The organism is Kordia sp., from assembly GCF_045105435.1.
Classification (GTDB): Bacteria; Bacteroidota; Bacteroidia; order Flavobacteriales; family Flavobacteriaceae; genus Kordia.
This window is the reverse complement of record NZ_JBGCDL010000070.1, coordinates 1-10,927: the sequence shown is the minus strand read 5'-3', so window position 1 is coordinate 10,927 and position 10,927 is coordinate 1. Positions and strand designations below refer to the sequence as shown.

Sequence of the window (10,927 nt, the reverse complement as noted above, 5' to 3'; positions counted from 1 at the left end):
GGTTGGCAATGGGGATGGTGTTTAACTTCACCAACGATTACATCTGTAGCTCCACCAACATGTCTTGATCCTTCTATGTTAACAGCAACTAATATCACTGATACAACAGCTGATTTAGGATGGACAGAAAACGGAACTGCTACGGCATGGGATGTTGAAGTTTTAACAAGTGGAACTGCTGCTACAGGAACGGCAACAGCTTCAGGAGTTATGAATCCTTATGGAGCTTCAGGACTTACAGCTGATACAGCATACGATTTTTATGTTAGAGCTGATTGTGGACCAGGAGGAACTTCTGCTTGGGTTGGACCTTTCACATTTAGCACTGCATGTGCTGCAGTTGCTGCTCCATATACAGAAGATTTTGAAACATTCACAACTGCAAGTACTGCTTTTGGAACTGAGAACTGCTGGACAGGAGCAGGAATTGGAGGAGTATTCTTCTGGGAATCTGCACCAGGTACAGATACAGGATCAGGAGGAACTGGACCAGATCCAACAATAACTACAGGAAACTATTTCTATGCAGAAGCTTCTAATGGAGCAAATGGTGATACAACCGATTTAGTATCTCCGTTAGTAGACTTAACAGCACTTACTGCACCAGCGTTAACATTTAACTATCACATGTATGGTGGACAAATAGGAACACTTGATGTAATTGTAAACGGAACTACTAATGTTTGGACACTAAGCGGACAACAACAAGCAAGTGCAACAACTCCTTGGGAGCTTGCAGTTGTAGATTTAGCTGCATATGCTGGTCAATCAATTACAATTACATTTAGAGCAACAAGTGCAGGGACATTTGAAGGAGATATCTCAATTGATAATGTATCATTCGTTGAACTTCCAGCATGTTCACTTCCAAATGCTTTAACAGCAACAATGATCACAGATACAACTGCTGATTTAGGATGGACAGAAAACGGAACAGCTACTGCATGGGATATTGAAATCGTTGATATTACTGCTGCAGGAATGGCAACAGGAACACCAACGGCTTCTGGAGTTACAAATCCTTACTCAGCAATGGGGCTTACACAAAACAATGATTATGCTTTTTATGTAAGATCCGATTGTGGAGATGGAACATTCTCTGGTTGGGCTGGACCTTTTAACTTTTCAACACTTGAAACTTGCCCTACACCATCAGTGTTAACAGCAACCAATATTATGGAAACTACGGCTGATTTAGGCTGGATAGAAAACGGAACTGCAACCACTTGGAATATAGAGATCGTAGACCTAACTGCTGGAGGAATGGCAACAGGAACGCCAACTGCTTCTGGAGTAATGACGAATCCATACAACGCAACAGGTTTAGTAGGCGATAATAGCTATCAATTTTATGTGCAAGCTGATTGTGGAGTCGATGGAACATCTGCATGGGCAGGACCATTTGCATTTTCTACACCTTATGTACCTGTAACACCATCATGTTCTAGTGGAACATTCTTAGATTCAGGAGGAGCTTCAGGAAATTATTCAAGTGGAGAGAATATTACCTATACAATTTGTCCAGATATGGCTGGTGATGGTGTAAATGTTGAATTTACGTTCTTCTCTGCTGAAAACAATGGTACTACTGCATGTTGGGATGGTATGACCATCTATGATGGACCAGATAATATGGCTGCTACAATTGATTCACCAAATGGGTCACTTTGGTGCTGGGATAGAAATGATACACCAGCGGTAGGATCAGGTGACTTGCAAGGAATGACAATTACGTCCACAGATGCATCAGGATGTTTAACATTTGTATTTACATCTGACGGATCAGTAACACGTCCAGGATGGACCGCTAATGTAACATGTTCGCCTTTATCAATAGAATCTGCAGAAGTAAGAGGTTTTATTCACTATGTAGATACGGTAGAAAATACGTTTGTGGTAAATGCACAAAGTACTATCAGTGCTATTGAAGTATACAACTTAGTTGGACAAATCATTACGACTGCTAAGCCTAATGCTCCAGCAGGACAAGCAAGCTTAGGTTCCGCTAAAAATGGCGTATACTTTGCAAGAGTAACGTTAGAAAATGGAAGAACTTCAACGGTGAAATTCGTGAAGTAATTTTATAAAAAAATAGATATCATTAAAAGCTGTTCTTCATTGAACAGCTTTTTTTGTTTTCAAATACTTTCTACATAATATGCTATAAACTATATTATTACATAACATTTTATTAAAAAATACTTGTTAAATATGTTATTTAGCATAATGAAAACTATAAAAAATAACATTTTATAGCAATCATTGATAAGAACAATTATTATCAGATGTTTTTTGCATAAAAATTCATATATTTATGCAAATAGCTAACTAAAAACAAACTACATGAAAAAAATTACACTTAAAATTTTGTTCATAATGTTTTTTGCATTTTCCTATGTAGGTTTTGCACAAACATTAAATCAAAATGCAATGTGGCCCAATACAAATTGGTCGCTCACAGGAACTTATAACGCTGACCCATCAGCCTTAGAAGCCGATCCTACGGTTTCAACAAACTTTGCCTTCGACGATGATGATGCAGGGAACGGAAGTGATGACGATATTGCTGCAGAATCACCGGTTATCGATCTAACCGCTGCGCATACAGCAGGAGAAACATGGATTACAATCTCAGGAAACTTTGTTTACAACTACAACAATGATGACATTTTACAATATGAATATTGGGATGCAGATGCTAGTACTTGGAATATAATTGGTCTTCCAGTTAATGCGGATACAGCAGGAGCTCCAACCAACAATTTTTGTTCAGGAACTACGGAAGCATACACTACTGATGTACTTAATATAGTAGGATTTACACCAACTCAATTATCAGGTTTTAGATACAGAATTTACTTTGATGATTTAGTAGGTGGAGCCGGTTATGAGTGGGGATTTTGCTTTGATGCGCCAACAATTACTTCGGCAGCACCACCGTCATGCCCAGATCCATCAATACTAATGGTAGCAAATGCTACAGATACAACAGCAGATTTGTCATGGACAGAAAGTGGTTCAGCAACTGCTTGGGACATTGAAATTGTAACAACAGGAACACCGCCAACAGGAACAGCAACTGCAACTGGCGTAACAAATCCATACACAGCTACAGGCCTTACTGAAAATACTGAATATGACTATTATGTAAGATCTAATTGTGCTGCTGATGGAACTTCCGCTTGGATTGGCCCACTAACATTCAGAACAGCTTGTGCAGCAATCTCTGCACCTTATTCTGAGAACTTTGAAACATTTACCACAGGAGGAGCAGCGTTTGTATATGAAAATTGCTGGACTGGAACTGGAGGAGCTTACTATTGGGAATCAGCTCCTGGAACAGATGCAGGATCAGGAGGAACAGGACCAGATCCATCAATTACTACTGGAAACTACTTCTATACAGAAGCTTCTAATGGAGCAAATGGCGATACAACTGATTTAGTATCTCCATTAATAGACCTAACAGCACTTACTGCTCCAGCATTAACGTTTAATTACCACATGTTTGGTGGACAAATAGGAACTTTAGATGTATTAGTAAATGGAACAACCAATGTATTTACAATATCAGGACAACAACAAGCAAGTGCTACAGCTGGTTGGGAACTTGCGGTTATTGATTTATCCGCGTTTGCAGGTCAAACAATATCGGTTACAATAAGAGGAACAAGTGCAGGAACATTTGAAGGAGATATAGCTATTGACAATGTCGCATTTGACGAATTACCATCTTGTACTCCACCAAACGCCCTTAGTGTAACAAATATTGATGGTTTTTCTGCTGATTTAGGATGGACAGAAAATGGAACTGCTACAGCATGGAATATAGAGCTAGTAGATATCACTGGTGGAGGAGCTGCAACAGGAACGGCAACGTCTACTGGTGTAACTAATCCTTTTAGCTTAACAGGTTTAACGCCTTCAAATGATTATGAATTCTATGTACAAGCAGATTGTGGAGTAGATGGAACTTCTGCATGGGTTGGACCATTTTCGTTCAGTACCACAGTAGCATGTCAAGCTCCTACAGCTTTAACAGCATCAAATATTTTAACTACATCTGCTGATTTAGGTTGGACAGAAAACGGATCGGCTACCTTATGGGATATCGAAATTGTTGATATTACCGGAGGAGGCGCTGCTACAGGAACTGCAACCGCAACAGGTATAGCAAATCCATACAGTGCTATAGGTTTGACTGATAGTAATGATTATGAATTCTATGTAAGAGCCGATTGTGTTGCTAACGGAACTTCTACTTGGGCTGGTCCATTTGCTTTTACAACAGCGTGTCCAGCATTTACAGCACCGTATATAGAAGATTTTGAAACATTTACAACAGGAGGCGCTGCTTTTACATCCGAAAATTGCTGGGCTGGAACAGGCGGAGCATATTATTGGGAATCTGCACCAGGAACAGACGCAGGTTCAGGAGGAACAGGTCCAGCTCCATCAATCACAACAGGAAACTATTTCTACACTGAAGCATCAGCAGGAGCACTTGGTGATACAACAGATTTAATATCTCCATTAGTAGACTTATCAGGACTTACAAGACCTGCATTAACATTTAACTATCACATGTTTGGTGGACAAATAGGAAAATTAGATGTATTGGTAAATGGAACTACGAGCGTACTAACGATTTCAGGTCAACAACAAACAGGAGAAACACAACCTTGGGAACTCGCAGTTATAGATTTAGCCGCATTTGCAGGTCAAACGATATCAGTTACTTTCGTAGGAACAAGCGGAGGTACATTTGAAGGAGACATTTCTATTGATAATGTTTCATTCAATGAATTACCAGCGTGTCCTACACCAAATGGACTTACTGCAACAAATATTACAGATGTTACTGCTGACTTAGGATGGACAGAAAACGGAACATCTACAGCTTGGGATATTGAAATAGTAGATGTCACAGGAGGAGGAATGGTAACAGGAACACCAACTACTTCAGGAGTTACAAACCCTTATGTAGCAACTGGACTTACGCAAAATAACGATTATTGTTTTTATGTAAGAGCCGATTGTGGAGGAGGAACATTCTCTGGATGGGCTGGACCATTCTGCTTTACAACACTAGAAACTTGTCCTGCACCAACTGCATTAAATGCAACAAATATTATGGAAACTACTGCTGACTTAGATTGGACAGAAAATGGATTGGCTACTTCATGGAATATTGAATTAGTAGACCTTACAGCTGGAGGAGCTCCTACTGGAACAGCTACGGCAACAGGAGTTACAAGTCCGTATGCAGCTACTGGTTTAGTAGGAGATAATAGCTATGAATTCTACGTACAAGCCGATTGTGGACCAGACGGAGTATCTGCTTGGGCAGGACCATTTGCATTTGCTACGCCTTATGTTGCGGTACCACCAAATTGTGGGAATGGAATTTTCTTAGATTCAGGAGGACAAAGTGGCGACTATTCAAATGGAGAAAATATTACCTATACAATCTGTCCTAATATGGCAGGAGAAGCGGTAAATGTTGAATTTACATTTTTCTCTACAGAGAATAATGGAGCTGCTGCTTGTTATGATGGTTTAACAATTCATGATGGAGCAGATGCTACTGCAACTACAATTGATCCTCCAGGTGGAGGAACTATTTGGTGTTGGGATGAAAATGATGTGCCAGCCATCGGAACAGGTGACTTAGAAGGTATGATGATTAGCTCTTCAGATGCTTCTGGATGTTTAACATTCGTATTTACTTCTGACGCATCTGTTACAAGAGAAGGTTGGGAAGCAACTGTTTCTTGTGTATTATCTGTTAATTCTTTTGAATCGAGAGGTTTTGTACACTATGTAAACACTGTAAACAATAGTTTTGTAGTAAATGCGCAAAGCACTGTTAGTTCTATTAAAATCTATAACTTAGTAGGACAAATTATCACAACTGCAAAGCCAAATGCTGCTTCAGGAGAAGCATTCTTAGGTGCTGCTACAAATGGAGTTTATTTTGCAAAAGTAACTTTAGAAAACGGAAGAACTTCAACGGTAAAATTCGTAAAGTAATTCTATAAAAATATATTTATCATTAAAAGCTGTTCTTCATTGAACAGCTTTTTTTGTTTCCCTATATTTGTTGCATGCAAATAAAATTCTCAATTGTTGTTCCTGTATATAACAGACCTGATGAAGTAGCAGAATTGCTAGAAAGTATCTTAAAACAAACGTTTCAAGAAGATTTTGAAGTCGTCATTGTGGAGGATGGGTCTACACTTCCTTCAGAAGACATTGTTAATTCATATAAAGATACGCTGAACATTAGTTATTACTTCAAGCCAAATTCTGGGCCAGGCGATTCACGTAACTACGGAATGAAACGTGCTAAAGGGAATTATTATTTAATATTTGATTCAGATTGTATTTTACCACCACAATACCTAACGGAAGTTTCTAAGGCATTACAACATAAATATGTAGCTTGTTTTGGTGGACCAGATGCAGCGCACAGTTCATTTACAACCATACAAAAAGCAATCAGTTACGCAATGACAGCTTTTTTGACAACAGGCGGAATTAGAGGAGGAAAAAACGCTGTTAACAAATTTCAACCTCGAAGTTTTAATATGGGAATTTCAAAAGAAGCCTTTGAAAAAACGCAAGGTTTCGGACAAATTCATCCTGGAGAAGATCCAGACTTAACCATTCGTATATGGAATGCAGGTTATGAAACCATATTAATTCCAGACGCGTATGTATACCATAAACGCAGAATTTCTTGGGGAAAATTTCATACTCAAGTCAATAAATTCGGAATGGTGCGTCCCATACTGAATTTGTGGCATCCAGAAACTGCGAAACTTACCTATTGGTTTCCAACCGTATTTTGTATCGGCTTTATTATTTCTACAGTTCTAAGTATATTTTTTGCTTTTCATTGGTTTTTAATAGGATATGCTGTATATTTTGTAGCGATACTGTTAGATGCATTGCGCACAACAAAAAACATTAAAATTGCGTTTTTATCAGTAATAGCAGTCTGTATTCAGTTTTATGGCTACGGTATTGGTTTTTTAAAATCGACCATTGCATTAAAAATTTTCAAACAAAAACCAGAAGAACGATTTCCAAAACTCTTCTTTAAAAAATAAACATGCTCAAAGGAATTCAAAGTTTATTTATGGCGACTATCAAAGGGAAAAAAATCAATGTATTTTTAATCTTCTTTGTGATTTCTTTTATCGTATGGACACTTGTAAAGCTTTCTAATACTTATACGGATACGATTACTATGACTGTGACGTATACAAATTTATCAAATGATAAAATTCTATTAGGAAGTGAAGAAAGTACAGTACAAGCACAAGTAAAAACAACGGGTTTCCGTATGTTACGTCAAAAATTCTTCAAAAAAGCAATAGAAGTCGATTTAAAAAAAGTAGCGAAAACTAAGGAAGAAAATACATTTTATGTACTTTCAGACAATGCAGTTAACAAGCATATTTATCAAGATATTGAAATATTAAAAGTATCACCAGATACATTATTTTTTAAATTAGGAAAGAACAAAACCAAGCGAGTCCCTGTCATTCATAAATTGGCATTAGAATTTGAACAAGGATATAGTTTGTACGATTCGTTACGAATTGAACCAAAATTTATTGAAGTCTCAGGACCAGAAGATGTGGTAGACAAATTAAAAGTAGTATATACCGAAATAAAAAAGTTAGACGATATCGATACAAACATTGATTTAGAACTAAAACTTTTAAAAAACGATTCGTTAAAACGACTTACATATTCACATCCAACAGTAAAAGCCGTTGCAAAAGTGGATAAATTTACAGAAGGAAAGTTAAATATTCCGTTGCAAGTTCAGCATCTTCCAAAAGGATATTCAATAAAATTATTTCCCAAAGAAGTAAGCATTACATATACGACAAGCATATCTGACTTTAATAAAATTACGCAAAACGATTTTACAATTTATTGTGATTACAATGATATAAAAAACACAAATGCATCATTTTTTATTCCGAAATTGGTTAAATTTCCCAAAACGGTAAAAACATATCGAATCGAAAACAAGAAAATAAATTTTTTAATTAAAAAATGATAGTAGGACTCACAGGCGGTATTGGTAGTGGAAAAACAACAGTAGCTAAAATGTTTCACGAATTAGGTGTATCTATCTATATTGCTGATGTTGAAGCTAAAAAGTTGATGCATACTTCCAAAGAAATAAAAGAAGAACTGATTGCGGCTTTTGGAGAAGAAACCTATATTAATGGTGAATTAAACCGTAGTTATCTATCAAACATTGTGTTCAATCAGTCAGAAGAGCTAAAAAAAATTAATGCTATTGTGCATCCGCGTGTTGGTCAACACTTTAAAGATTGGTGTGCCGAACGCAGCCAAGAAGCCTATGTTATAAAAGAAGTTGCTATTCTATTTGAAAATGATTCTTATAAGCATTGCGACAAAATTATTACGGTTGTTGCTCCTCTAGAAGCGCGCTTCAAGCGTTTATTACTTCGAGATCAAACCTCAAGAGAAGCGCTTCAAAGTAGAATGAATAATCAATGGAATGATGCTAAAAAAATAGCACTTTCAGATTATGTTATTCATAATGAAGACTTAGAAAAAGCAAAAAGTCAAGTAGCTAAAATACACCAAGAAATATCGCTATTAAGCTAGAAAATCTGATGAAATTAACATATTTGTTAAGGTTTGGTTAAAAAGTTAATATAACCAATATTATACGTTAATTTTGATCAAATGAGTAAACGATTATTTATTGTTCTAGTCATTTTGATGAGTTTATCGCTCATCGGGATCATATTTGTTCAAGGGTATTGGATTGCTTCCGCAGTGGAAGAAAAACAAGAATCATTTTCCCTAAACGCAAATCAAATCCTGAAAAGTGTGTCAGAAAGAGTCACCGAATATGAAGATAGAAGGTATTATTTAAGGTTTCAAAACTTAATAGATAGTGTCGGAGATCCGCAAGATTCACAAGTATTAAATGTCTTTCAAATTACTAGTAGAAATGAAAAAAGCAACGAAACTAGTATTTACACACGCGGTATTATAGAAGAAGATTACAATATTTTTCCTACGTTCATTGACAGTACTTCAGAAGATGATAGCACTTCCATTAAAAGTTATAAAAGTGTAGAAACACGAGTTATTTATCGTGAAGATCTCTTGGACAATTCCGATTTAAAATTGTCGCCCATTCAAAAGGTGAAAAAAGTAAACAGCGTATCTAAAATGATGTCGCAGTACAAAGAGATTATTGATAAACTAGCTGAAAACGCACCTATTGATGAGCGAGTAACAGTCAGTTCATTAGCATTTTTAATTCAATTATATTTAGATGAATTAAATTTAGACTTAGATTTTGAATATGGTGTGTATGATGACGGACTTGCGACAAAAATAAAATCGGACAGATTCAAAATTACGAATGATGGAATGTATGACGTGCCATTATTTGAAAACAGTAATGGCGAAAGCGGATATACATTATTTGTGAGTTTTCCGAAGCTCAACAAATATGTATTATCATCTATCATGGGAATGGCAATTATGTCCATTGTTTTTACGTTAATAATTATCATAGCCTATTCAAGTGCTTTGTATCAGTTAATAAAACAGAAGCAGATTTCTGAAATAAAAACGGATTTCATCAATAATATGACGCATGAGTTTAAAACGCCGATTGCAACAATCAATTTAGCTTTAGATGCAGTACGTAATCCGAAAGTCATTGATGATAAAGAAAAAGTAAAACGATACCTGCGTATGATTCGTGAAGAAAATAAACGAATGCACGCACAAGTAGAAAATGTATTGCAAATATCAAAACTGGAAAAAAACCAGTTGGATATAAGTAAGGAAGAAGTGGATATTCACGACCTAATTGAAGATGCATTATCGCACATAGAATTGATTGTAGAAGATAGAAACGGATACATGAAAACGCATTTGAAAGCAGAAGATACAATGGTCATGGCAAATGACACGCACTTTACAAATGTGTTGGTAAATGTATTAGACAATGCTATCAAATACACAGAAGGAGAACCAAAAGTTGACATTTACACTGAGATAGTGAAAAATAATATACAGATTAAAATAAAAGACCAAGGACAAGGAATGTCCAAATCTGTACAAAAAAGAATATTTGAAAAATTTTATAGAGAACATACTGGTGACATACATAATGTAAAAGGGCATGGACTTGGCTTGGCTTATGTGAAACGTATTGTTGATGACCACGGTGGTCAAATAAGCGTTGAAAGTGAGAAAGGCAAAGGAAGTACATTCATTATTAAATTACCATTAATATCGTAACTAACATGGAGATTCAAAACAAAAAAATTTTATTAGTAGAAGATGATCCGAATTTTGGAACTGTATTAAAAGACTATCTATCAATGAACGATTATGACGTTGTTCATGCAAAGAACGGAATGGAAGGATTTGAAAAATTCAAAAAAGACAATTACGACCTTTGCATACTTGACGTTATGATGCCGTACAAGGATGGTTTTACACTTGCGAAAGAAATTCGTGAGAAAAATACCGAAGTTCCAATCATTTTCTTAACCGCAAAAGCATTAAAAGAAGATGTAATGAAAGGATATAAAGTAGGCGCAGACGACTACCTAAACAAGCCTTTTGATTCGGACGTATTATTGATGAAAATCACAGCAATAATGCAACGCAAAACATCAGATTCTGTAGCAGACAGCAAACAGTTCGAATTCGTAATCGGAAGATTTAGTTTAAATTCAAAGCTTCGTTTCTTGACATTTGATCAAGAAGAGCCAAATAAACTATCGCCAAAAGAAAACGAATTACTACGTTTACTAGCATTACACGAAAATGATTTAATGCCAAGAGAATTAGCATTAACAAAGATTTGGAGAGATGATAACTATTTCACTTCTAGATC

General features: G+C 36.2%; 7 protein-coding genes. All 7 read left to right on the top strand.

The features are described 5' to 3' along the window. Positions 1–2,079, top strand: a 2,079-nt coding sequence (locus AB8B65_RS03325) for a T9SS type A sorting domain-containing protein (RefSeq protein ID WP_405299437.1), incomplete at its 5' end; no start/stop codon positions are given. Positions 2,080–2,343: 264 nt separating this feature from the next. Continuing rightward, complete coding sequence (locus AB8B65_RS03320) at positions 2,344–6,033, top strand: T9SS type A sorting domain-containing protein (RefSeq protein WP_405299436.1); 3,690 nt, start codon at positions 2,344–2,346, stop codon at positions 6,031–6,033. A gap of 74 nt (positions 6,034–6,107) precedes the next feature. Next, a complete protein-coding gene (locus AB8B65_RS03315; RefSeq protein ID WP_405299435.1) occupies positions 6,108–7,115 on the top strand; it encodes a glycosyltransferase in 1,008 nt (335 codons plus the stop codon). Positions 7,116–7,117: 2 nt separating this feature from the next. Next, on the top strand, positions 7,118–8,080 hold the full coding sequence (locus AB8B65_RS03310) for a CdaR family protein (RefSeq protein WP_405299434.1): 963 nt from the start codon (positions 7,118–7,120) through the stop codon (positions 8,078–8,080). Continuing rightward, positions 8,077–8,661 (top strand): dephospho-CoA kinase, encoded by a 585-nt coding sequence (gene coaE / locus AB8B65_RS03305; protein WP_405299433.1) that lies wholly within the window; start codon positions 8,077–8,079, stop codon positions 8,659–8,661. Before AB8B65_RS03310 ends, coaE begins: the two co-directional genes overlap by 4 nt. Positions 8,662–8,742: 81 nt before the next feature. Beyond that, positions 8,743–10,323, top strand: coding sequence for a sensor histidine kinase (locus tag AB8B65_RS03300; RefSeq protein ID WP_405299432.1), 1,581 nt, complete (start codon positions 8,743–8,745; stop codon positions 10,321–10,323). 5 nt (positions 10,324–10,328) lie between these two features. Further along, positions 10,329–10,927, top strand: a 599-nt coding sequence (locus tag AB8B65_RS03295; protein ID WP_405299431.1) for a response regulator transcription factor, incomplete at its 3' end; no start/stop codon positions are given.

Excerpts from the sequence above, each read along its gene's own strand:
- AB8B65_RS03320 (WP_405299436.1), top strand. The coding sequence starts at position 2,344 with ATGAAAAAAATTACACTTAAAATTTTGTTCATAATGTTTTTTGCATTT.
- AB8B65_RS03315 (WP_405299435.1), top strand. The coding sequence starts at position 6,108 with ATGCAAATAAAATTCTCAATTGTTGTTCCTGTATATAACAGACCTGAT.
- AB8B65_RS03310 (WP_405299434.1), top strand. The coding sequence starts at position 7,118 with ATGCTCAAAGGAATTCAAAGTTTATTTATGGCGACTATCAAAGGGAAA.
- coaE (WP_405299433.1), top strand. The coding sequence starts at position 8,077 with ATGATAGTAGGACTCACAGGCGGTATTGGTAGTGGAAAAACAACAGTA.
- AB8B65_RS03300 (WP_405299432.1), top strand. The coding sequence starts at position 8,743 with ATGAGTAAACGATTATTTATTGTTCTAGTCATTTTGATGAGTTTATCG.